25 protein-coding genes and 3 tRNA genes are annotated in these 22,747 nt (G+C 50.7%); 14 read left to right on the forward strand and 14 right to left on the reverse strand.

All coding sequences use genetic code 11. The features are described 5' to 3' along the window. Window positions 1-29 precede the first annotated feature (29 nt). Window positions 30-120, reverse strand: a tRNA-Ser gene (locus tag K0J45_RS10265). A gap of 80 nt (window positions 121-200) precedes the next feature. After that, entirely contained in the window at window positions 201-1,493 is a 1,293-nt protein-coding gene (gene punC, locus K0J45_RS10270) for a purine nucleoside transporter PunC (RefSeq protein ID WP_220042495.1), read from the reverse strand. A gap of 131 nt (window positions 1,494-1,624) precedes the next feature. On the opposite strand from punC, the gene punR reads away from it, so the two are divergent. The 6 genes from punR (at window position 1,625) to K0J45_RS10300 (ending at window position 5,006) form a co-directional block, all read left to right on the forward strand. Continuing rightward, the gene (gene punR, locus K0J45_RS10275) at window positions 1,625-2,527 is read left to right on the forward strand and encodes a DNA-binding transcriptional activator PunR (protein ID WP_011865811.1); all 903 of its coding nucleotides are present in this window, start codon (window positions 1,625-1,627) and stop codon (window positions 2,525-2,527) included. A 239-nt stretch (window positions 2,528-2,766) separates the two neighbouring features. After that, window positions 2,767-3,426, forward strand: a complete 660-nt coding sequence (locus K0J45_RS10280; RefSeq protein WP_011865812.1) for a Bax inhibitor-1/YccA family protein — start codon at window positions 2,767-2,769, stop codon at window positions 3,424-3,426. Between the two features lie 184 nt (window positions 3,427-3,610). After that, entirely contained in the window at window positions 3,611-4,000 is a 390-nt protein-coding gene (gene tusD / locus K0J45_RS10285) for a sulfurtransferase complex subunit TusD (RefSeq protein WP_220042496.1), read from the forward strand. Window positions 4,001-4,036: 36 nt separating this feature from the next. After that, window positions 4,037-4,393: a sulfurtransferase complex subunit TusC gene (gene tusC / locus K0J45_RS10290; RefSeq protein WP_220045274.1), complete on the forward strand. Its 357-nt coding sequence runs from the start codon at window positions 4,037-4,039 to the stop codon at window positions 4,391-4,393. Beyond that, a complete protein-coding gene (gene tusB, locus K0J45_RS10295) occupies window positions 4,393-4,674 on the forward strand; it encodes a sulfurtransferase complex subunit TusB (protein WP_220042497.1) in 282 nt (93 codons plus the stop codon). The genes tusC and tusB overlap by 1 nt, the downstream gene beginning before the upstream one ends. A gap of 8 nt (window positions 4,675-4,682) precedes the next feature. Then, the gene (locus tag K0J45_RS10300; protein WP_434086964.1) at window positions 4,683-5,006 is read left to right on the forward strand and encodes a TusE/DsrC/DsvC family sulfur relay protein; all 324 of its coding nucleotides are present in this window, start codon (window positions 4,683-4,685) and stop codon (window positions 5,004-5,006) included. Between the two features lie 222 nt (window positions 5,007-5,228). Here the strand turns inward: K0J45_RS10300 and serS are convergent, their stop codons facing one another. The 6 genes from serS to lrp form a co-directional block, all read right to left on the reverse strand. Next, window positions 5,229-6,515 carry a serine--tRNA ligase gene (gene serS, locus K0J45_RS10305; protein WP_011865818.1) on the reverse strand — a complete coding sequence of 429 codons (1,287 nt, stop codon included), beginning with the start codon at window positions 6,513-6,515 and terminating at the stop codon, window positions 5,229-5,231. A gap of 19 nt (window positions 6,516-6,534) precedes the next feature. Beyond that, window positions 6,535-6,909: a fluoride efflux transporter CrcB gene (gene crcB, locus K0J45_RS10310; protein ID WP_011865819.1), complete on the reverse strand. Its 375-nt coding sequence runs from the start codon at window positions 6,907-6,909 to the stop codon at window positions 6,535-6,537. Continuing rightward, on the reverse strand, window positions 6,902-8,233 hold the full coding sequence (locus K0J45_RS10315) for a replication-associated recombination protein A (protein WP_220042499.1): 1,332 nt from the start codon (window positions 8,231-8,233) through the stop codon (window positions 6,902-6,904). Before K0J45_RS10315 ends, crcB begins: the two co-directional genes overlap by 8 nt. 58 nt (window positions 8,234-8,291) lie before the next feature. Beyond that, a complete protein-coding gene (lolA, locus tag K0J45_RS10320) occupies window positions 8,292-8,918 on the reverse strand; it encodes an outer membrane lipoprotein periplasmic chaperone LolA (protein WP_220042500.1) in 627 nt (208 codons plus the stop codon). A 145-nt stretch (window positions 8,919-9,063) separates the two neighbouring features. Beyond that, window positions 9,064-11,577, reverse strand: coding sequence for a DNA translocase FtsK (locus tag K0J45_RS10325; protein WP_220042501.1), 2,514 nt, complete (start codon window positions 11,575-11,577; stop codon window positions 9,064-9,066). 182 nt (window positions 11,578-11,759) lie between these two features. Next, window positions 11,760-12,263: a leucine-responsive transcriptional regulator Lrp gene (gene lrp, locus K0J45_RS10330; RefSeq protein ID WP_011865823.1), complete on the reverse strand. Its 504-nt coding sequence runs from the start codon at window positions 12,261-12,263 to the stop codon at window positions 11,760-11,762. 179 nt (window positions 12,264-12,442) lie between these two features. Here lrp and ald point away from each other — a divergent pair, with 179 nt between their 5' ends. Continuing rightward, on the forward strand, window positions 12,443-13,558 hold the full coding sequence (ald, locus tag K0J45_RS10335) for an alanine dehydrogenase (RefSeq protein WP_011865824.1): 1,116 nt from the start codon (window positions 12,443-12,445) through the stop codon (window positions 13,556-13,558). Between the two features lie 131 nt (window positions 13,559-13,689). Then, window positions 13,690-14,640 carry a thioredoxin-disulfide reductase gene (gene trxB / locus K0J45_RS10340; RefSeq protein WP_011865826.1) on the forward strand — a complete coding sequence of 317 codons (951 nt, stop codon included), beginning with the start codon at window positions 13,690-13,692 and terminating at the stop codon, window positions 14,638-14,640. Window positions 14,641-14,769: 129 nt separating this feature from the next. Here the strand turns inward: trxB and rplT are convergent, their stop codons facing one another. The 4 genes from rplT to thrS form a co-directional block, all read right to left on the reverse strand. Continuing rightward, window positions 14,770-15,129 carry a 50S ribosomal protein L20 gene (gene rplT, locus K0J45_RS10345; protein ID WP_011865827.1) on the reverse strand — a complete coding sequence of 120 codons (360 nt, stop codon included), beginning with the start codon at window positions 15,127-15,129 and terminating at the stop codon, window positions 14,770-14,772. An 18-nt stretch (window positions 15,130-15,147) separates the two neighbouring features. After that, complete coding sequence (gene rpmI, locus K0J45_RS10350) at window positions 15,148-15,342, reverse strand: 50S ribosomal protein L35 (protein ID WP_011865828.1); 195 nt, start codon at window positions 15,340-15,342, stop codon at window positions 15,148-15,150. 87 nt (window positions 15,343-15,429) lie between these two features. After that, window positions 15,430-15,972 (reverse strand): translation initiation factor IF-3, encoded by a 543-nt coding sequence (gene infC, locus K0J45_RS10355; RefSeq protein WP_041511221.1) that lies wholly within the window; start codon window positions 15,970-15,972, stop codon window positions 15,430-15,432. A gap of 3 nt (window positions 15,973-15,975) precedes the next feature. Then, entirely contained in the window at window positions 15,976-17,904 is a 1,929-nt protein-coding gene (thrS, locus tag K0J45_RS10360; RefSeq protein ID WP_220042502.1) for a threonine--tRNA ligase, read from the reverse strand. 314 nt (window positions 17,905-18,218) lie between these two features. Here thrS and K0J45_RS10365 point away from each other — a divergent pair, with 314 nt between their 5' ends. From K0J45_RS10365 to K0J45_RS10375, 3 genes are all read left to right on the forward strand, one after another. Further along, window positions 18,219-18,494: a hypothetical protein gene (locus K0J45_RS10365; RefSeq protein ID WP_041511219.1), complete on the forward strand. Its 276-nt coding sequence runs from the start codon at window positions 18,219-18,221 to the stop codon at window positions 18,492-18,494. A 151-nt stretch (window positions 18,495-18,645) separates the two neighbouring features. After that, the gene (locus K0J45_RS10370; protein WP_220042503.1) at window positions 18,646-19,392 is read left to right on the forward strand and encodes an SDR family oxidoreductase; all 747 of its coding nucleotides are present in this window, start codon (window positions 18,646-18,648) and stop codon (window positions 19,390-19,392) included. Beyond that, entirely contained in the window at window positions 19,389-19,589 is a 201-nt protein-coding gene (locus tag K0J45_RS10375; RefSeq protein WP_011865833.1) for a CPXCG motif-containing cysteine-rich protein, read from the forward strand. Before K0J45_RS10370 ends, K0J45_RS10375 begins: the two co-directional genes overlap by 4 nt. Window positions 19,590-19,780: 191 nt before the next feature. On the opposite strand, the gene K0J45_RS10380 is transcribed toward K0J45_RS10375, so the two are convergent. Beyond that, entirely contained in the window at window positions 19,781-20,392 is a 612-nt protein-coding gene (locus K0J45_RS10380; RefSeq protein WP_220042504.1) for a riboflavin synthase subunit alpha, read from the reverse strand. A gap of 28 nt (window positions 20,393-20,420) precedes the next feature. Here K0J45_RS10380 and K0J45_RS10385 point away from each other — a divergent pair, with 28 nt between their 5' ends. The 3 genes from K0J45_RS10385 (at window position 20,421) to K0J45_RS10395 (ending at window position 22,210) form a co-directional block, all read left to right on the forward strand. Beyond that, window positions 20,421-21,806, forward strand: a complete 1,386-nt coding sequence (locus K0J45_RS10385) for an MATE family efflux transporter (RefSeq protein WP_220042505.1) — start codon at window positions 20,421-20,423, stop codon at window positions 21,804-21,806. Between the two features lie 230 nt (window positions 21,807-22,036). Further along, window positions 22,037-22,113, forward strand: a tRNA-Val gene (locus K0J45_RS10390). A 20-nt stretch (window positions 22,114-22,133) separates the two neighbouring features. Further along, window positions 22,134-22,210: transfer RNA gene (locus K0J45_RS10395), tRNA-Val, on the forward strand. A 61-nt stretch (window positions 22,211-22,271) separates the two neighbouring features. Here the strand turns inward: K0J45_RS10395 and K0J45_RS10400 are convergent. Next, the gene (locus tag K0J45_RS10400) at window positions 22,272-22,715 is read right to left on the reverse strand and encodes a DUF3718 domain-containing protein (RefSeq protein WP_220042506.1); all 444 of its coding nucleotides are present in this window, start codon (window positions 22,713-22,715) and stop codon (window positions 22,272-22,274) included. Window positions 22,716-22,747: the final 32 nt, after the last annotated feature.

Raw genomic sequence — 22,747 nt, forward strand, 5'->3', positions numbered from 1 at the left:
TCCATTTCTGGAAGCCTTTTTTCTTAATGTGGCGGAGAGATAGGGATTTGAACCCTAGACGGGCTATAAACCCGTGCCGGTTTTCAAGACCGGTGCATTCGACCACTCTGCCATCTCTCCGAACGCCGCGAATAATATAGCGCCCTATTTCACTTGTAAAGGGAAAATATGACTAAAAGGCGCATTTGGCGAACTTACGCTCACTTTGTCGAATCTTCCTCCTGATGCAGCGCAATTTTAGCCGGATCTGGGGTAGAAATGGCGCCGAACACGGCTCGCCAACTATCGTAGCCCCTCACCTGGTAACCGATTAGCACGCCTATGGCGCTGATGACTATCCCAACACCAATCGCCTTCTCACCGCTGCTTGCCCATAACGCCACAAGAGAGGATGCGCCAAAGGCGATACTGATCTGCAAGAAGTTTTGTAATCCCGCCGCCTTGGCCGACGCCTGCTTGAACACCTGCAGCGCAGAGTTAACCACTATGGGATAACAAGCGCCATTGGCCGCCGCCATCACAGAGAAGATACTGAGCAGAGGCCAGATAGTGCTAGATGGGTAACACAGGGTGACCAAGGCGATACCGGCAACACAAGCGCCGAACAGCAGTAAGACCCAGGTCAGCGTCACCTCGGCGCCTAAGCGTCGAATAAACAACTTGCTCAGGTAGCCCCCGAGAATAAACATCACGGTCTGCGGAATAAAACTCAAACCGATCGCCTTAGCCTCATATCCATGTTGCTCCATCACTATCGGCCAGAGGGTTAGGTAAGAGAAGAAGGCCGCGGAGCAGGCACCGAATATCAGCACGTTGCCCAGATATCTGGGGCTGGCCAGCATGGCCAAATAGCTTACGCGCACACTCTTTTGAACTTCAGTGGGTATACAGCCTTGCTGGCTACTTGCCTCGTCGGTCTTACTATTAAGGCTTTCCTTGCTATCGACCCAGGCAAGGGTAGCTAGGATAAGCAGCAAGCTTAAGCCGCCCAGGATGAAGAAGATGCTGTGCCACTGCTGCCACTCCAGCAGATAGGCGCCCAAGATAGGCGCTAAGGCCGGCGACAGGGCCACGAGCGGCATGATATTACTAAATACCTGTTGCGCCTCGTTGGCCTTATAACGATCGATCACTATAGCCTGCCAGATCACCGAGGCGCTACAGGCACCTAATGCTTGGAAGAAGCGCGCCACATTAAACATGGCGATAGAGTCGCTATTGGCAATCACCAAACTGGCTGCGCCGAACAGAACAAGACCCAATACCAGACTCAGACGTTTACCTATGGCCTGTACCAGGGGGCCATACAAGAGCTGCCCCAAGGCCAGACCAGCGAGGAAGAAAGTCAGCGAGCTGGCAACCTGAGTGGCACTGGCATCTAAACTTGTTTCAATTGCTTTGAAAGCAGGCAAGTACATGTCAGTCGCAATAAAGCCCAACATACTGAGTAGCGCTAGATAGATAAGAAAAGAAAAATTAGCGATTTTATTCATAAAATTAGAAGATTCACTTTAACTAACCAAAGAAGTCGGTGAGTCTATTGACTTGCCAATTGCTTGTGAAACGTTTATTTTTGCTTACAGCCTTCAAATATTCTCACGGCAAATTTAGGAGCAAATTCGAGATGCTTTCAGAACAGTCGATGCAATTAATTGATATGGTGGCCCGAGTCGGCAGTTTTACCGCGGCGGCCAACAAGTTACACAAGGTGCCCTCTGCCGTGAGTTATGCCGTGAAGCAGGTTGAGGAAGATTTGGGGGTCGTGTTGTTTGAGCGCCACCATAGAAGCGTGAGCCTCACCCCGGCAGGCGAACATTTCGTCAAGCAGGTGCGCTCCATGCTTACCCATTTGGCGTCGCTAAAAGAAGACACCAAACGCGTGGCCAACGGCTGGCAACCCACACTCTCAATCGCCCTGGATAATATCGTGCGCGCCGATAAGATCAGTAACCTGATCGCCGATTTCTATCGCCATTTCGACAATGTCGAGCTGATCATACGCATCGAAGTCTTTAACGGCGTTTGGGAGGCAATAGCCACCGGTCGCAGCGACATCGCCATCGGTGCCACTACCGCTATTCCTGTGGGCGGTGATTATCGCTTTAAGGATATGGGCGACATCGAATGGACCTTCCTGGTGAGTAAGCATCACCCACTGGCAGCTATAGATAGACCTCTGCTAGATGATGAGCTGCGCAGCTACCCCTCTATCTGCCTGGAAGACACCTCTCGCGAGATCCCAAAACGCATGACTTGGCTATTAGACAATCAGCGCCGCTTAGTCGTACCAGACTGGATCCGCGCCATCAACTGTTTCCGCGAAGGCCTTGGCATAGGTTACATGCCTAAACACTTCGCCACTCCGTTTGTGCAAGCCGGCGCACTGATAGAGAAAGAGCTGGAACGCCCTAAGGCACCAAGCCCCTGTTGCCTGGCCTGGAACGACGCCAACATGTCCCCCGCCATGGCCTGGGTATTGGATTATCTCGGCGATAGCGAAAAACTGCAGCGAGACTGGTTTAACTAAATCTCTTTAAATCAGTCACGTTTAATGAGTTATGTTTAGTTACGCGCTCTTAACTGAACGCATTAAATTTACCTGGCTTAATTAACCGCTTATCGAGCAGATGGGCTTTCGCCCTCCCCTTGCCTCGGTTATGATAATAGCCTTGCAAAACAAGTTAAATCCGGTTCATGAAATGGAACTCTTGCAACCGATTTGACTCAAATAAACCATCAAGTTAGTGATAGTCACTGGAGATAAAGATGACGCAAGAAACACTATATGCAAGCCATGCTTCGACACAAGAAGTGAATAAGCTGCTTAAAAATACCTATCTGCTGCTCTCGATGACACTGGGCTTTTCTGCGCTCTGTGCGGGACTGGCCATGGTGTTGCAAATCAGTCCTCTCATGTCTATCGGTCTGTCGATCGGTGGTTTCATTTTGTTGTTTGTCACCCTGAGAAAAGCCGAGTCGGCTGCGGGTCTGTTCTGGGTATTCGCCTTTACTGGAATGGAAGGTGCCTCTTTAGGTTACATGCTTAACCATTATGCCGGCATGGCCAACGGTCCTCAGCTGATCATGCAGGCCTTAGGCCTGACTGCCGTGGTGTTCGTTACCCTGAGTGGCTATGCCATCACCACCAAGAAAGATTTCTCTTTCATGCGCGGCTTCCTGCTGGCTGGTTTGGTCATTGCCATCGTTGCCGGCATCGCCAACATCTTCATCGGTAGCGGCGCGGTGTTCATGGCCCTCAACGCGGGTATCGCCCTGTTGATGACAGGCTTTATCCTGTTCGACACCAGCCGCATCGTCAATGGCGGTGAGACCAACTACATACGCGCTACCGTGTCGCTGTACTTGGACTTCCTCAACCTGTTTATCTCTATTTTGCACCTGCTGGGTGCTGGTAGCGACGATTAAGCAAGCTAAGCTTAGAAAGCCCGCCCACATCGGCGGGCTTTTTTATGCCCTTTCTGTGACTAATTAGCCTTTTAATTGGGCAAAACTACCGCCGTATCCACCTGACATTTGGGATCGATTTAAAAAACAGATAGAATAGCGGCTCAAAGCCGAGCTCTTACGGCGCAATATTAAGTTAGGGTTAATGAGTAAGCTCATCATTCAAGTCAATCAGGCTGGTTACGGCCAGGGTAGCAGCTATCAGGCGCTGCAATTTACTAAGGCGGCTATCGACGCCGGCCATGAGGTGATTAAGGTCTTTTTCTATCAAGACGGCGTATTATCGACCAATCATCTGCAGTCCCCCGCCTCCGATGAATTTGCCCTCTATCAGGCCTGGCGAGAGCTTGGACAGACACATCAGGTACCCTTGGTCAATTGCGTATCGGCGGCGCTGCGCCGCGGCGTGTTATCTGCGGCCGAATCGGCAGAAAACCAGTTGCAACACTGGAACCTCGAGCCCCCCTTTCAGATGGGCGGCCTTGGCGAACTCGTGACCGGTATAGAGCAAGCCGATCGCGTGATCTGTTTTTAAACGCCAAATGTTAAGCATTCGCTTTTTGGAAAAATGATGAAAAAGATCGCCATTATTTTCAGACACGCGCCCCATGGCAGTGCCAAAGGTCGGGAAGGACTGGATTTTGCGCTGCTCAGCGCCAGTTTCGAGCAAGAGGTCAGCCTCATCTTCGTCGATGAAGGCGTACTTAATCTTTTGCCGCAACAGACGCCGGAAGCCATAGGGGCCAAAGATTTCCTGGCAGCCTTCAAGGCGCTCCCTTTGTATGATATCGAGTGCGTCTATGCCTGTCGGCAGAGTCTGGCAGACTATCAACTGGATGAATCGGCCCTGGCCATCCCGCTGGAGGTCAAAAACCCAGCCGATATAGGTGAGCTGCTGACCCAAGCCGATGAGGTCTTTGTCTACTGATGATACTACATATCGTTCAATACTCGGCGACTCAGGATAACGCCCTTGCCACCTGCCTTCGCTACATTCAGCCCCAAGACACCCTCTTGTTGCTCGGCGATGGCGTAAACGCTCTGCTGCTACAAAAATGGCAACAAGCCTTGGCTGACACCGAGATCTGCCTGCTTGAGCAAGATGTTGAAGCCAGAGGCCTGCAAGCAAGGTTAGGCCAATACCAGCAGCTAAGTCAGGCGGAATTTGTCCAATACTCGTTAACTCACGCTAAGGTGATCACTTGGTAAATTTTATTATGTATGGCGATAGTCAGGTTCCCACGGATCCACAGGGCTATTTGAAAAATGTCAGTGACTGGAATGAAGAACTTGCAGTACTTATCGCCACCGAAGAAGATATCACCCTAACGCCAGCGCACTGGGAAGTGGTGCATTTCGTACGCGATTTCTACATGGAATTTAAAACAAGCCCGGCCATTCGTGTATTGGTCAAGGCCATCGGCCAGAAACTCGGCGCCGAAAAGGGCAATTCCAAGTATCTCTATACCCTCTTCCCCCTCGGCCCGGCTAAACAGGCTACCAAGATTGCTGGCCTGCCAAAGCCTGCAAAATGCATCTAAGCGAGCGACTAAAAACCTGTCTCGTCGACTAGCCTTAAAGATAAAAAAACCTTCGCGATGGCGAAGGTTTTTTTGTGGTTAGAGATTTTTCACCACTAACATAATCGCTTTCCCAAATGTTGCTAACATTACTGCGACGAAGATACAGATAATGACGACATAGGTCAGCCACTGAAAATAGCGCCCACCGTTATCCATGTTTCACACTATCTCTTTATCGCGTTAGCCTATTTGAGTCAGGCCGCCCATGTATGGACGTAGCGCCTCAGGTACTGTGATTGAACCATCGGCATTCTGATAGTTTTCCAGCACTGCCACTAAGGTACGGCCGACTGCAAGACCTGAACCGTTCAGTGTGTGCAGCAATGCCGGCTTCTTGGCAGATTTGGCCTTGTAGCGCGCTTGCATGCGACGGGCCTGGAAATCCTGCATGTTGCTGCAAGATGAGATCTCGCGGTAGGTGTTCTGCGCCGGCAGCCAGACTTCTATATCGAAGGTCTTCGCCGCGCCAAAGCCCATATCACCAGTACAGAGCACTACGGTGCGATATGGCAGGCCTAGGCGTTGCAGCACAGTTTCGGCGTGCTGAGTCAGGCTTTCGAGCGCGGCCATAGAGTCTTCAGGCTTCACCAGCTGCACCAACTCTACCTTGTCGAACTGGTGCTGACGAATCAGACCACGAGTATCACGGCCGTATGAGCCGGCTTCGCTGCGGAAACAAGCCGTGTGAGCCGTCATCTTAATCGGCAACTCATCTTCATCGATAATGGTATCGCGAGCCAGGTTAGTCAGCGGCACCTCGGCGGTCGGGATTAGGCTTAGGCCCTGACCTTCTTCGGTAGCAGGCTTGGTGTGGAACAGATCTTCACCAAACTTAGGCAGCTGACCGGTACCAAGCAGGCTGTCTTCGTTAACCAGCAGCGGCACATAGGTTTCAGTGTAACCATGCTCGGTGGTGTGCAGATCCAGCATGAACTGAGTTAGCGCACGGTGCATGCGGGCGATCTGCCCCTTCATCACGATGAAACGAGAACCGGTGATCTTAACGGCACTCTTGAAATCAAGACCAGCGTGTTGCTCACCCAGATCCACATGATCTTTCACATCGAAATCAAACTGCTTAGGCTCACCCCAGCGGCGGATCTCGACGTTGTCGTTTTCGTCCGCACCAATAGGCGCCGACTCGTCCGGCAGGTTAGGCACGCTCATGGCGATAGCATTCAGTTCTTCAAGCAGCTGCTTTAACTCGGCTTCTTTACTGCTAAGCTCGGCGCCAAGATCGCCGACTTTGGCCATGATAGGTGCAACATCTTCGCCCTTTGCCTTAGCCTGACCGATAGACTTGGAGATCGCATTACGGGACGCTTGCAGCTCTTCTGTCGCCACCTGTAGTGACTTACGCTTTTCCTCTAACTTGCTGAGACGATCCACATCCAGGATAAAACCACGGGTGGCGAGACGCTCGGCGGTCGCTTCTAATTCAGTACGTAAAAATTTGGGATCTAACATGTTTTTAGTTTCTTAATAGTTAAATGCGAGAAAAAACCAACTGCTGTCCTAAGTAAACCATGAATAAACATAGACATAGGTTCAGAGCGATATTTGTAAATGCTTTCAACCAGGCGCCCTGCTGCATCAATAACAGGGTTTCGTTCGAAAAAGTTGAAAACGTAGTAAGTGCTCCTAATAACCCAACACCTACTAATGCTTTGATTTCAGGACTGACCTGACTCGCTTCACCTAGGGCATAGATCACGCCCATCAGGAAGGAGCCGATCACATTGACCATGAGTGTACCAAAAGGAAAAGAAGAGCCAAACACCTGAATCATGAATATTGAAATAAGATAACGAAATACCGCGCCGATGGAACCACCCAGGGCCACAAAAATGAGATTATTCATAGCGTTTCACCTCACTTGCCCTGTCCATTTCGGCCAAGGTGGCCAGCTTGGTCTTGATACGTTTCTCGAACCCATGCTCGCTAGGGTAGTAGAACTGCGTGCCTGCAAGCGGCTCGGGGAAATAGCACTCACCACTGGCGTAATGATTGGGCTCATCATGGGCGTAGCGATAACCTTCGCCAAGGCCGATATCGGCCATCAACTGAGTTGGGGCGTTGCGCAGATGATTAGGCACCGGCTGACCGCCAGTCTCCCGCGCCAGCTGGCGCGCCGCCTTGAAGGCGGTATAGACGGCGTTACTCTTGGGCGCGCAGGCGAGATAGACAACGGCCTGGGCGATAGCACGCTCCCCTTCGGCCGGTCCCACCCGATGGAAACATTCCCAGGCATTGACCGCCACCGACATGGCCACAGGATCGGCGTTACCTATATCTTCCGAGGCGATGGCCAGCAGGCGACGGGCAACGTACAGCGGATCGCAGCCCCCTTCGAGCATGCGGCAATACCAGTAAAGCGCCGCATCCGGCGCCGAGCCCCGAATCGACTTATGCACCGCAGAGATAAGGTCGTAATATTGATCGCCATTCTTATCGAATCCGGCCAGCTGTTGCCCGGCCACCTCGATAAGCATCTGAGCATTAAACTCGCCGCCATCGGGCAGCATGTCGCTCATCAACTCGATAAGGTTTAGGGCCTTACGGGCATCGCCATCACAGAGACTAGCCAACTTCTCAGCAACCTCATCTGGCATCGTCAACTGACGCTTACCCAGACCACGCTCCTCATCTTCAAGCGCCTGACGGACTATCTTGATGATCTCCTCATCTTGCAGCCGCTTGATCAGATAGACCCTGGCGCGGGATAACAGCGCGTTATTGATCTCAAACGAGGGGTTTTCCGTGGTTGCACCGATAAAAATCACAGTGCCATCTTCGATAAAAGGCAAGAAGGCATCTTGCTGGCTCTTGTTGAACCTGTGCACCTCATCGACAAACAGTAAGGTGCGCTGCCCGCGTGACTGGGCCACACTCTTGGCGTGCTCGATGGCGGCGCGGATCTCTTTCACCCCTGAGGTGACCGCAGAGATGCGCTCGACATGAGCATTGGCGTAATGGGCAACCAACTCGGCGAGTGTGGTCTTGCCGGTACCCGGCGGTCCCCAGAACATCATGGAGTGAGCCCTGCCGGCCTCGAGGGCCTGACGCAGCGGCTTACCCTCACCTAACAGGTGATCTTGCCCTATATATTGCGACAATTTTTCCGGCCGCATTCTTGCGGCAAGCGGGCGGAAATCTGGCGCGAAATCGAAACTTAAGCTAGACACAAATGGCCTTATCTAATGACTTATTCAAATGGCATATTCTAATAGCTAATTCAAAGGCTTAATCCAATGCCTTGAGGCGCTGATCGTCAATATCGACGCCTTCGGGGACGGTAAACTGAAACAGCTTAGCATCGGCGTCTTTCAAAGGCGCCTGGGCTGACAGATTGAAGACGCTGAGGTTACCTTGCTGATCTGTCAGCTTCATCACCTCGAGTTGCTCATCCTTAAAGCAGACCTCAACACTAGTCACGCTGGCATCGACGGCCTTAGGGGTGATCTGATAACAATCATCCTGACGCTTTACCTGATAGGCTTGCCAGGTCGCTTCGTCGCGATGTACCAAGAGCGCGATCGGCGAGGCATCGATGGCCTGATTGAAATCTAACACGGACACCTCTTCGGCGAAGGGATTGTAGATCCACACGTCGCGGCCATCGGCGACAATCAGGGATTCATCCGGCTGGGTCAGATGCCAATAAAACTGGTTAGGTACCGCCAGGGCGAAGGTGCCCGTGCCCTGCTGGATCACCTTGTTGTTAACGTCGGTTACCTGCTGGCTAAAATTGGCCTTGAGGTTATCCAGCTTGGCAAGCTTATCCTTTAGGGCTGCCGAATCATCGGCGTAACTCGATGCCGCCACGACTAGAGGCAAGGCACAGACTAATTGAGATAAGGGTTTTAGCATTTCAAATCCTTTCATATAAAAGCGCTCGCTATTCACTCGGGTTACTGTCCCTATAAACTCAGGAGTTTAAAGTCCTGACTTATAACTCTCTACCTTTTATCAGAGAGTGTCTCACGAGTTTGCCACGAGAAATATTAAAGAGAGCTTAATAATCTTTCGGCGGCGGAGGCGCCAGCACCTCACGGTTACCGTTATGACCTTGAGAGCTGACGACGCCCTGCATCTCCATCTGTTCTATGATGCGAGCGGCGCGGTTATAGCCAATCTTAAACTTACGCTGCACGCTGGAGATAGAACCACGACGGGTCTCGGTAACAAAGGCCACCGCCTCATCGTAGAGAGAGTCCATCTCTTCATCATTCTCCGCGGCTTCACCCGGCAGCAGCACCTGCTCCCCTTCAGCCGAGCCCTGCAAGATCTCATCAATATATTGCGGCTTGCCGCGACTGTGCCAGTCGGCCACCACAGCATGGACTTCATGGTCATCGATAAAGGCGCCGTGAACGCGGATAGGCACACTGGTCCCAGGCGGCAGATAGAGCATGTCACCCATCCCCAGCAGCGTTTCAGCACCTTGCTGATCTAAGATGGTGCGCGAATCGATACGAGACGATACCTGAAATGCCATACGGGTTGGGATGTTGGCCTTAATCAGACCCGTGATCACATCGACCGATGGACGCTGGGTCGCCAAAATAAGGTGGATACCGGCGGCGCGGGCCTTCTGGGCGATACGGGCGATCAACTCTTCCACCTTCTTACCGACGATCATCATCATGTCGGCAAATTCATCGACGATCACCACGATAGACGGCAGTTTATCCAGCTCAGGCGCCTGCTCTTCCATGCTATCTTGTGAGCGCCACAGGGGATCTGTGATCACCTCACCGCGCTCCTTGGCTTCCTTGATCTTGGCGTTATAGCCCTTGAGGTTACGCACCCCTAATGCAGACATTAGCTTATAACGACGCTCCATCTCGCCTACACACCAGCGCAGGGAGTTAGCCGCCTCTTTCATGTCGGTGACCACCTCACAGAGTAGATGTGGAATGCCTTCATACACAGAGAGTTCCAGCATCTTAGGGTCGATCATGATGAAGCGTACATCATCCGGCCCAGACTTATAGAGCAAGCTGGTGATCATCACGTTGACCCCCACAGACTTACCCGAACCTGTGGTACCGGCCACCAGAAGGTGTGGCATCTTACCAAGATCCACCACCACAGGCTCGCCCGAGATATCCTGCCCCAGCACCATGCTAAGATGAGACTTGCTATGCTCAAAGGCTTCGCTGCCCAGCACGTCACGCATAAACACGGTTTCGCGGAACTTATTAGGGATCTCCAGACCCACATAGGCCTTACCCGGGATCACCTCGACCACTCGAACGCTCTCGGCTAGCAGCGAGCGCGCGAGGTCTTTCGACAGGTTAGTGATCTTAGACGCTTTGACGCCTGGCGCGAGCTCAAGCTCGAAACGGGTCACCACAGGACCAGGGAAGACCCCGACCACCTTGGCCACAATGTTAAAGTCGGCAAGCTTGACCTCGACCAGACGCGCCACCTGATCCAGCTCTTCCTGACTGATTGGGTTTGTCTTACGGTTTGGCACATCGAGCAGTGAAATATCCGGCAGCGGCGTAACAGGCTTCTTCGGTTGAGCCTCTTCCCCACCAGGCAGGACGACTATGCCATCGACAATTTTCGCCTGCTCGACCTTCTGATTTTTAGGCAGCTTCTTGGGTAGCACGGCGCCGGTTGAATGCTTAGTATCGAAATCTATGGAGACTTCATCATCCTGAGCACTAAAGCTCAGAGCAGGGTCTTGCGCTTCTACCTCGGCAGCGGTTTTTGCCGTTGGCAGGCTAAAGCTTGGCTCCTTAACCCGGCCGCGAGAAGAAGCTTCTTGAGCCTCATCCTCGTCATATTCATCCTGTTCGTCCTCATAGGCGTCCTCTTCGGCCTTAGCCAAAGCTTTCTGACGACGAGACTCCTTAAACCGGTCAAATACCGACATGAACCCCTTGGTATCATCGGTTTCGGGCGCGCTGGAGAACTTCTCTGGAATATGTTTTAGCTGCCTAATGCACCAGATGGTGGCAAAACCGACCATTTCGACCACGGTTAACCAGCTGATGCCGGTCAGCAAGGTAAAGCCGGCGCCGACGAAACAGAGCAGCAGCAAGGTGGTGCCCAGCTGATTAAAATAAGGCAACATGGCATCGGCGATCACATCACCGGATACACCGCCTGCCGAGAACTCGTAGATGTCGTTGGCATTCATGCTGGCAAGGGACGCAAGGCTGAAGGTGATCAACAAGAAACCAATCAGCCTTAGCCCTACCGAAAAATAATCTATCTCCAACAGGCGATGAATACGTTTGAACAACAGCCAGCCGGTGACCGCCACTATGATAGGAATTAGGTAGGCGGTGTAACCGAAGAAATAGAAGAGCACATCGGCAAGCCATGCTCCCACGGCGCCGGTAACGTTTTTAATCTCACCTTCGAAATTAGACTGACTCCATCCAGGATCAGACGAATGAAAGCTGCTCAGTGCAAGCAGAATATAGGTGGCGACCATGCAGCAGAGGATGAGTCCGCCTTCAAGCAGACGCTGCAGACCGCTGAGTGTTTTGACACTATTTCCCTTAGACAAAAGACAACCCACAAAGCAAAAACGAAAAGGTGAGCCTAAGATATCAAAATAATTCGTGCTATGCAGCGTTTTACCTGCCTATACAGCACAATAGCAAGGCAAAAGGCCTTCATTGGTGAAAAACTATTCGAGGTGAAAAAAAAGGAGCCTTTACGGCTCCTTTTTTACGACATAAATCGTTTTTAAGACTCAAGCGTTACATTGATTGCAACTCTATTGGTCTGCTTGACTTCTTCCATCACAACGTAGGTACGAGTATCAGAAACAGCGGGCAACTTAAGTAGAGTTTCACCTAACAAGCGACGATAGGCAGACATGTCAGAAACACGGGTCTTCAATAAATAGTCGAAGTCGCCAGAAACCAGATGACATTCTTGAATATCATCGAGCAGCTGTACGGCACGATTAAACTTATCAAATACTTCTGCAGTATCGCGATTTAGCGTGATTTCTACGAACACAAGTAATGAGGCCCCAAGATAATGGGGATTTACTAGCGCAGTATATCCATTGATGTAACCTTGCTTTTCGAGTCTTTTAACTCTCTCTAAACAGGGAGTGGGGCTCAGCCCTACACGCTTTGACAACTCCACATTGGAAATGCGGCCGTCGATTTGCAACTCGTTAAGGATGTTACGATCGATCCGATCTAAGTCTTTTATAGGACTCTTTTTATTATTAACCATATTTTTAACCTTGCTTTATCACTAAAACAACATTTACTGCTACGTATGTCAAAAGTTCAGCAGCATTAACTGCCGAAGTGATACTATACTAGATTTCCCTGAAACAATCACGTTCAGGACCTATAAAATAACAATTCAACCCAGAATAAATGGGTTTTTATTCAATTTGAGGCTCGAAGATGATAATTGGTGTACCTAAAGAAATCAAAAACCACGAATATCGCGTTGGTATGGTGCCGTCAAGTGTCCGCGAATTGACCCTAAAAGGTCATGAAGTATTTGTAGAGAAGAATGCAGGTGTTGGGATCGGTTTTAGCGACCAAGACTATGTCGATGTAGGCGCGTCAATCTTAGACACTGCAGCTGAAGTTTTTGCGAAAGCAGAAATGATCGTTAAGGTAAAAGAACCTCAAGCGGTCGAGCGTGCCATGTTGCGTGAAGATCAGTTGCTGTTCACTTATCTTCATCTTGCTCCCGATCTGCCACAAACTGAAGATCTTATTAAGAGCGGTGCCGTCTGTATCGCCTATGAAACAGTAACCGATGCCCGTGGCGGCCTTCCGCTACTGGCGCCAATGTCTGAAGTTGCCGGTCGTATGTCTATCCAGGCTGGTGCCATGGCACTGGAAAAATCAATGGGTGGCCGCGGCATGCTACTTGGCGGCGTACCTGGTGTTGAGCCAGCTAAAGTCGTTATCATCGGCGGCGGTATGGTTGGTACCAACGCAGCGCAGATGGCCGTAGGTCTGGGCGCAGACGTGGTTATCCTAGATCGCAGCATCGATGCGCTGCGTCGTCTGAACGCTCAGTTCGACAACCGCGTTAAGGCGATCTACTCGACTGCCGACGCTATCGAAAAGCACGTACTGGAAGCCGACCTAGTGATCGGTGGCGTACTGGTTCCTGGTGCTGCAGCACCTAAGCTAGTAACCAAAGATCACATCAAGCGTATGAAGCCAGGCAGCGCTATCGTTGACGTCGCCATCGACCAAGGTGGTTGTGTTGAGACTTCTCATGCTACGACTCACCAAGACCCAACTTATATCGTTGATGAAGTAGTACATTACTGTGTGGCTAACATGCCAGGTGCAGTGGCTCGTACTTCTACCTTCGCGCTGAACAACGCGACCCTGCCTTACATCATCAAGTTGGCCGACATGGGTTACCGCGAAGCACTGCGACAAGACAAGCACCTGCTAAACGGCTTGAACGTAATGCATGGTAAGGTAACCTGTAAAGAAGTTGCCGAAGCCCTGAACTTCGAGTTTGTTGATCCAAGCGTACTACTCGCTTAATCAAGTAAAGAGTGTAAACAAAGGGAGCCAATGGCTCCCTTTTTCGATTAGAACAATCTAAAAGATTGCCTTTACCCCTTAGGGGAAATTCCCTACAATCGCTGCAATTCGCTAAAGGCACGGAGAAAAAGATGAGCCAAGCTAGACACTGTAACTTATTAATTTTGGGTTCGGGCCCTGCTGGGTACACCGCCGCTGTTTATGCTGCCAGAGCAAACCTAAAGCCTGTTTTGATCACAGGTATGCAGCAAGGTGGTCAGCTGACGACCACGACCGAAGTTGAAAACTGGCCAGGCGACGCCGACGATCTAACCGGTCCGGCATTGATGGAGCGTATGCAGAAGCATGCCGAGAAATTTGAGACTGAGATCATCTTCGACCACATCAACGAAGTTAACCTGCAAGAGCGCCCTTTCCAACTGAAAGGCGACAGCGGTGAGTACACTTGTGATGCCTTGATCATCTCAACCGGCGCCTCGGCCATGTACCTTGGCCTGGAATCGGAAGAAGCCTTCAAGGGTAAAGGTGTTTCGGCCTGTGCCACCTGTGATGGTTTCTTCTACCGTAACCAGAAGGTTGCGGTGATCGGTGGTGGTAACACGGCGGTTGAAGAAGCGCTTTATCTGAGCAACATCGCATCAGAAGTTCACCTGATCCATCGCCGTGACAGCTTCCGCTCTGAGAAGATCCTGACCAAGCGTCTGATGGACAAAGTTGCGAACGGTAACATAGTTCTGCATCTCGACAGCACACTAGACGAAGTCGTTGGCGACAACATGGGTGTGACCGGCGTGAAGATCAAGAGCACCAAAGATGAAAGCATTACAGAGTTTGATGTCATGGGCGTGTTCGTCGCCATCGGCCACAAGCCAAACACTCAGATGTTTGAAGGTCAGCTAGAGATGAACAATGGCTACATCAAGGTGCAGAGCGGTCTCGGCGGTAACGCTACCCAAACCAGCATTCCTGGTGTATTCGCCGCTGGTGACGTGATGGATCAACATTACCGTCAGGCGATCACCTCTGCGGGCACCGGCTGTATGGCTGCCCTGGATGCAGAGCGTTTCTTAGACGCACAGTAAGCATTACTCATATTGTAAAAGCAGGCCATGTGCCTGCTTTTTTTGTGTTGGAAATCAGCCAAATAAATTTGCGGTGATCGGGCACAAAAAAAGGGACCCTGGGGTCCCTTTCAAAGCAAAGCTCACTAATTACTTAGCTAGAGCTTCTTTTGCCTTTTCAACTAGAGTGGCGAAAACCACTTTGTCGAATACAGCGATGTCTGCCAAAATCTTACGATCGATTTCGATAGACGCCTTTTTCAGACCGTTGATGAAACGGCTGTAAGACAGACCATTTTGACGAGAAGCCGCATTGATACGTGCAATCCACAGTTGACGGAATTGACGTTTCTTCTGACGACGGTCACGGTAAGCATATTGGCCAGCTTTGGTTACTGCTTGCTTAGCAACACGGTAAGTACGTGAGCGAGCTCCGTAATAACCTTTAGCTAGTTTTAATACTTTCTTGTGACGAGCACGAGCGGTTACACCACGCTTAACTCTAGGCATTGTTCTTTACTCCTCTAATTAAGCGTATGGTAGTTGACGTGCAATTGCTGGCACATCAGACTTCGCAACTAAACATTTAGCACGTAAGTGACGTTTACGCTTAGTGCTCTTCTTGGTCAAAATATGACGTAAATGGGCTTGCTTGCGCTTAAAACCGTTAGCGGTTTTCTTAAAACGCTTTTGTACACCCTTGTCTGTTTTCATTTTAGGCATTGCTAAAACTCCGCATTGGGAAATTAATAAAACGCAAGGCGAGCAGAGGCCCTCAGAGAGGTCTCTGCTACTTTTAAATTTGCCTTACTATTTCTTTTTCGGCGCGAGCACCATCACAGCCTGGCGACCTTCCATTTTTGGAAAAGCCTCCACGATTGCTATCTCAGCCAGATCGTCTTTAATACGATTCAAAAGATTCATACCAAGACTCTGGTGAGCCATCTCGCGACCACGGAAACGCAGCGTAACTTTCGCCTTGTCGCCGTCTTCTAGAAAACGCTTCAGGTTGCGTAGTTTTACCTGATAGTCGTTTTCGTCAGTACCGGGACGGAATTTGATTTCCTTCACCTGTATCTGTTTCTGCTTCTTCTTTTGCTCTTTTTGGGCCTTAGCCTTGTCAAAAAGATACTTTCCGTAGTCCATTATGCGACATACAGGCGGCTCAGCGTTTGGGCTGATCTCTACCAGATCTACGCCCGCTTCATCTGCAAGTTCTTGCGCTTCACGAAGACTTACAATGCCGATAGTTTCACCGTCTAATCCATTGAGGCGTACTTCTGATACGCCAACAATGAGTTCGTTAATTCTATTCGCCGCTGCTTTACGCACGTCTGTTTTCTTGATCTTTATGACCTATTCCTCCAACAAATTTAGACTACGGAGCGAAATCTGTTCTTTAACCATGGCAGCAAATTGATCGATTTTGATCTTACCTAGGTCAACACCATCTCTGGTTCGCACCGCGACTTCCCTATTTTCCATCTCTTGATCGCCCACGACCAATAGATAGGGAACACGCCTTAGGGTGTGTTCGCGTATTTTAAAGCCAATCTTTTCATTCCTCAAGTCTTTCGAGGCACGAATCCCCTGATCTTTAAATAATTTGACCACTTCGTCAACATATTCAGACTGTTTGTCAGTAATATTCATCACAACAGCTTGAACCGGCGCCAACCAGGTTGGGAACTTACCTGCGTATTCCTCGATCAGGATCCCTAGGAAACGCTCCAGAGAGCCTAGAATCGCACGGTGGATCATCACAGGCGTTTGACGGCTGTTGTCTTCGGCAACATAAGTCGCGCCTAGACGTCCAGGCAAGGCGTAATCGAGCTGCACTGTACCGCACTGCCATGCCCTGTCTAAGCAGTCATGGAGCGTAAATTCGATCTTAGGACCATAGAAGGCACCTTCGCCCGGCAGGATCTCATACTCGATGTCATTGGCTTTCAGCGCATCCATCAATGCCTGCTCTGCCCTGTCCCACATGGCATCGTCACCGATACGCTTCTCTGGGCGAGTAGAGAGTTTAACCACGATATCGTGGAAACCAAAGGTTGCATAGGTGTCGTAGACCATCTTGATACAGCCACTTACCTCTTGCTGCACCTGCTCTTCGGTACAGAAGATATGGGCATCATCCTGGGTAAAGCCACGAACGCGCATCAAGCCGTGAAGAGAGCCCGACGGCTCGTTACGATGACAACAACCAAACTCGGCCATACGCAGTGGCAGATCGCGGTAAGACTTGAGGCCTTGGTTGAAGATCTGCACGTGACCTGGGCAGTTCATCGGCTTCACCGCGTACTCACGGTTTTCCGAATGCGTAGTGAACATGGCTTCGGAATACTTATCCCAGTGACCACTGCGCTCCCACAATACACGGTCCATCATCAAGGGGCCTTTCACCTCTTGATAGGTGTACTGACCCAGCTTCTGACGAATGAATCTTTCAAGCTCGAGGAACAGGCTCCAACCGTCGTTGTGCCAGAACACCATGCCAGGGGCTTCTTCCTGCATATGGTACAGGTCAAGCTGCTTACCTATCTTACGGTGGTCGCGCTTAGCCGCTTCTTCGAGGCGAGTCAGATGCGCCTTAAGGGCCTTCTTGTCTGCCCAAGCGGTACCATAGATACGCTGCAGCATCTTGTTGTCTGAGTTACCGCGCCAGTAGGCACCAGCAACACTCATCAACTTGAAGTGATGACAGAACTTCATGTTAGGCACATGGGGGCCACGACACATGTCGGTATATTCTTCGTGATGATAGAGCGCAGGCTGGTCATCTTTGCTGATGTTCTCATCCAAGATGGCCACCTTGTAGCTTTCGCCGCGTGACTCGAAGGTGTCACGGGCTTCTTGCCAGCTGACGACGCGCTTCACCACATCATAGTTTGTCTTAGCCAGTGCCAGCATACGCTTTTCTAGCTCGGCTACATCTTCCTCGGTCAGCTTATGGTCGAGATCCACGTCATAGTAGAAACCGTTATCGATCACCGGGCCGATGGCCATCTTGGTTTCAGGCCACATCTGCTTAATGGCGTGACCCAATAGGTGAGCACAAGAGTGACGTAAGATCTCTACCCCTTCATCGTCTTTTGCGGTGAGGATAGCGAGATCGGCATCGGTCTCAATCAAGTCACAAGCATCTTTCAGCTCGCCATTGACGCGACCTGCGATACAGGCTTTTGCGAGACCAGGACCTATGTCCGCGGCGACATCTAGGGTAGAAACGGCGTTAGCAAACTCGCGCTTGCTGCCATCGGGAAGTGTAATTACAGGCATGTATAATCCTTATCCAGTGGTGACCCCTACGTAGGGCCACTTGGTCATATTGAGAAAAATTTAAGCAACTGAAGCGCAAAACATTACCGGAGTTTTGATCTACTTCAACGCAGGCCTGACATTCTAGGGCGGCATCAGGCAAATCGCAAGGTTTAAGGCCGCCGCTTCGCCTTAAAATAGCCGCTAATCTAACTAGCCGGCTACAGGTCGTTAAATCTGTCACCAATTGTCCATCTGGATGTCATCGAAAAGTCATGGACCGCCCCTACTCTAGCCGCCATATCGTTATGGCTAATTCGCTAAGGAGCCCGACCATGATGAAGCTAATATTATTGACCGCACTCTTCTATCAGCCTTTGTATCCTAATGACGGCACTCGCGGCGCGTCTATGCTGGAAACTGCTACGCAGCAAACTCAAGTGCAGGCTTTCGAAGCCAAAGGGATCGAACTGCAAACATCGACTATTGGCCTGGATGTGAGCCAACTGGAAAGTGAGATAGCTATTGAACTCGACCAGCAGCTCAAGGCGCTACATGCCGAGTTGCCGCAGCAAGGAGGCGATCAGGAGCTGCTCGCCAGCCAAAACTGATAACGATTAAAACCAAACAGGTCAGTTGTCTTGGGCTTCAACTGCGCTATAGGCCTGCTATTGCCCGAGCACTTGCTACGCTATTGCCAAGCTATTGCTATAAAGGGGAAAGTCATCCAAGATTGGGCTCAACAGATAATGAGCAACTTAGATGACAATGAACAAGTGGGCACTGGTAACCGGCGGTGCCAAACGTATTGGTGAAGCGATCGTATTAGCCTTGCACGGTAAAGGCTTCAATATACTGCTGCACTATAATGGATCAGAAAGTGAAGCAAGGGCGCTCGCAGGCAAGCTTAACCTCAGCCGGGTAAACTCGTGCCAGACTGTTCAGGCCGACCTCGCCACCGAACAAGGGCCCCTTAGCCTTATCCAACACATTAATGACCATCAACTTCCGCTTGGCGCTCTTATCAATAACGCCTCGCTGTTTGTACCAGACAGCAATCTTGAAGACTGGCAGTCCAGCCAGCAGCTGTTAAACCTTAATCTGCTCACGCCCTATCTGTTAGCCACCAAGCTTAGTGAAAACCTCGCCAGCAATGACGGCTGCGTCATCAACCTGGTGGATATTCACGGCGACCGCCCCTTAAAACACCATGGGCTATACTCTATATCTAAGGCAGGATTAAACATGGCGACCCGAGCCTTGGCCCAAGAGTTAGCGCCTAAGATAAGGGTCAACGGTATATCGCCAGGCGCGATACTCTGGCCATCCCAGAGCGATCAAGCGGCTATCGCTAGCGTCACTCAGGCCATACCTCTAGCGAGGCCCGGCAGCCCCGAGGATATCGCCGATACCGTGTGTTTTATCCTGGAGAGCCCCTACCTTAATGGCCAGGTGATCGCTATCGATGGTGGTCGCAGCGCAACCGGATATACAGGAGCCGACGGATGAAAATTTTTGATAAAGTGATCTGTTGTCCCCACTGTGGGCACCATCAACATATTAACTTAGATATCAGTTGTGGCGATCAGGACTACTACGACGATTGTCGCGTCTGCTGTAACCCTATCCATTTTCGAACCCACATAGACGATTCCAGACAGAAAATAGAGGTCTATGTGGACTCGGACGATGAGCAGTACTATTAGGCCAAGGCTTTTAAACTTACAAGCAACTGTATCTTATCGCCCGCTTAATCTTATAGGTCTATAAGGACTTGCCATAAGTTAGCCTCGGCTTATTGTCTGCGTTGCTAAATTTAGCCAGATAAAGGTTCGCCGCATCAGGCAAAGCCCTATTCTGCGCCTCAACGCCAAGCCCTATCCGTTAACCAAAACGTTTAACCCAAACGCTTGGCCAATACCCGTTCAACCGTGTCCACGATAGCCTGAGTCTGACTGTCTATCTCGATATTAAGCATAGTGCCGACAGCGACCTCGTCTAAGTTGGTGATCTCCAGGGTTTCTGGAATGAGGTGCAGCATAAAGCCAGATTCACTCACCTCACCAACGGTCAGGCTACAACCATTCACGCCAACGAATCCTTTGTAGAGAATGTAGTTCATCCATTTAGGGTCGACTTCGAGACGGACATCAAAATGAGCAGGCGTATGACTCACCTCGACCACGGTTGCCTGAGTGTGCACATGACCCGATAACACATGGCCACCTATCTCGCTGCCATAGGTCAATGAGCGCTCGATATTAACCTGGCTTCCCACAGACAGACCGGCCAAATTAGTAAGCCTCAATGTCTCTTCCATTACATCGAAAAACACCCTATCATCTGCCATCTCGGTAACGGTCAGACAGACGCCGTTATTGGCGACACTTGCACCTCGCTGCAAGTTTTCCTTCAGGTGTGACGGCATCGCAATTTCGATTGTATTAAGACCATCTTTTTTATGAATAGCCACCACTTCACATGTGGCTTGAACAATACCTGTAAACATTTTTTACTCTCTGCATTAAGGCGTTTTCATGAATCAATTCGGCTTTCAAGCCAAAAAGCTCGTCCATCTCGCGTTGCCTGTGCTTATCGCCCAGGTCACCCAAACCATGATGGGTTTTATCGATACCGTCATGGCCGGACGTGTCAGCGCATTAGATATGGCCGCGGTGGCCATCGGCGGCAGTCTGTGGCTGCCGGCGCTACTGTTTGTACAGGGTTTGCTGGTCGCCTTTACCCCTGTGTTTGCCAGCCATCATGGCGCCGATAATCAAAATGCTATCAGGCCGATGGCTTTTCAGGCTGCCTATATTGCCATAATCGGCGCGGCCGTAGTGATAAGCTTTCTGCTTTTTGCGCCGCAGATCTTCAAATTAATGGATTTGTCCCCCGAGCTAGCAGAGCTGAGTGTCAGCTATCTCCATGGATTTGCCTGGGGCGTCCCCGCCTTCGTGCTCTATCAGGTCTTGCGAGGATGTAGCGAGGGGATCTCCTACACGCTACCGACTATGGTGATAGGGTTTGTTGGCCTGGCGGTAAACATCCCGGCCAACTATATCTTCATCTATGGCCATCTAGGTGCGCCCGCGCTGGGCGGTGCGGGCTGTGGTATCGCAACGGCCCTGGTGTTCTGGGCCATGTTTATCGCCATGACAATTTACATGCAGTGGCATAAGCGCTTCGCCGTTATCAAGCCGCTGGGTGCCTTCCACCTGCCGGATCTTAAGACCATGAAGAGAATGACCAAACACGGAATGCCTATCGCCATGGCCTTGTTTTTCGAGGTGAGCCTGTTTGCCATCATAGCGCTGCTGCTCGCCCCGCTCGGCGCAGACGTTGTAGCCGGCCATCAGATCGCGCTTAACTTTTCATCCATAGTGTTTATGCTGCCACTCTCTATCGGCATCGCCGTGTCGATACGGGTCGGATACTACCTCGGACAAGATAAGGCGGACGTGGCTAAGCTAGTGACTAAGGTCGGTCTGGCTATCGCCTTTAGCCTGGCAGCCTGCACGGCCGTCATCACAGTGGTGTTTCGCACTCAGATCGCGCTGCTTTATAATCAAAATCCCGAGGTGGTCGCCCTGGCGAGCAGCCTTATGTTCCTGGCCGCTCTATATCAGCTGTCTGACTCGGTGCAGGTAGTTACTGCAGGTGCCCTGCGTGGCTATCACGACACCCGCAGCGCCTTCTACATTACCCTTGTCTCCTATTGGGCTATCGGCATGGTGCTCGGCTATCTGCTGGCAGAAACCGACATACTGGTTCCTGCCATGGGCGCCCACGGTTTCTGGATTGGCTTGATCGCCGGTCTCACCAGCGCCGCACTGCTGTTTGCCTTAAGGCTTCAGTATATTCAAAAGCATCCAAAGCAACTGGCCTTGGTTGATCAGCCGATTAATCACGCCGACCTATAGCCAAGATCGACACAGGCAAGCTGATGTTTAGCTAAATAATCGTCATCTTGCCTGAATCTTTATGTAAACACTTTGCCGAATATAACGACGCTTTGGCGTTAAAAAGATCAAGTTGCGCAGCAAATCACCGCTTGATTGAAAAATTACGATTTTTTACTTGCAACTCACATCACATCCCTCGTAATATAGCGCTCGTTCGCTGGCCGAGAGGTCGTGAACGGTAAAGCAGTACAACCGTAGCTCAGTTGGTTAGAGCACCACCTTGACATGGTGGGGGTCGGTGGTTCGAATCCACTCGGTTGTACCAATTTTACAAGAGATAACAGTACAACCGTAGCTCAGTTGGTTAGAGCACCACCTTGACATGGTGGGGGTCGGTGGTTCGAATCCACTCGGTTGTACCATCTTGTAAAAATATCAGCCAGCGCAAGCTGGTTTTTTTATGCCTGTTACTCGCTATTCAGCCTACTTCGCACTCACCATCACCACAATCGGTTCACCACCGCCGGATCTATTGCTAGCAAGATCGGTAATGCTCACCTTGGTTTTCACTCGATTGGCGATCGAGGAGTGTCGCTCGAGAAACTGAAAGCTTTGTGATGCCTGATACTGGTGGGCAAACTGCGCCAGACTTACGCCATTGCAGGAGATGCTGTTGACCCCGAAGCGCATGTTATGGTCATAGTTAACCAGTTTACGCTTTAACGCCGAACTGTTATCGCTACCCGCCGCAATACAGATCTTGGTCTCGACGCTACTGTCCTGCGCAACAAATCTATAATTGGCATTGGTATTAGTGCTGGTCTTAGCGGTGGCTGCCGCCTCTTCACCCACTGCCAGCTGAGAACTCAAGCCTAAACCTAGAGCCGTAACTGCTACACCGATAGAAACAAACGCCCCTGTTTTCATCTTCAACTCCTTAAGCCGTATTGATAACGGCG

Origin of the sequence: Shewanella alkalitolerans, from assembly GCF_019457575.1 — a bacterium.
Classification (GTDB): domain Bacteria; phylum Pseudomonadota; class Gammaproteobacteria; order Enterobacterales; family Shewanellaceae; genus Shewanella; species Shewanella loihica.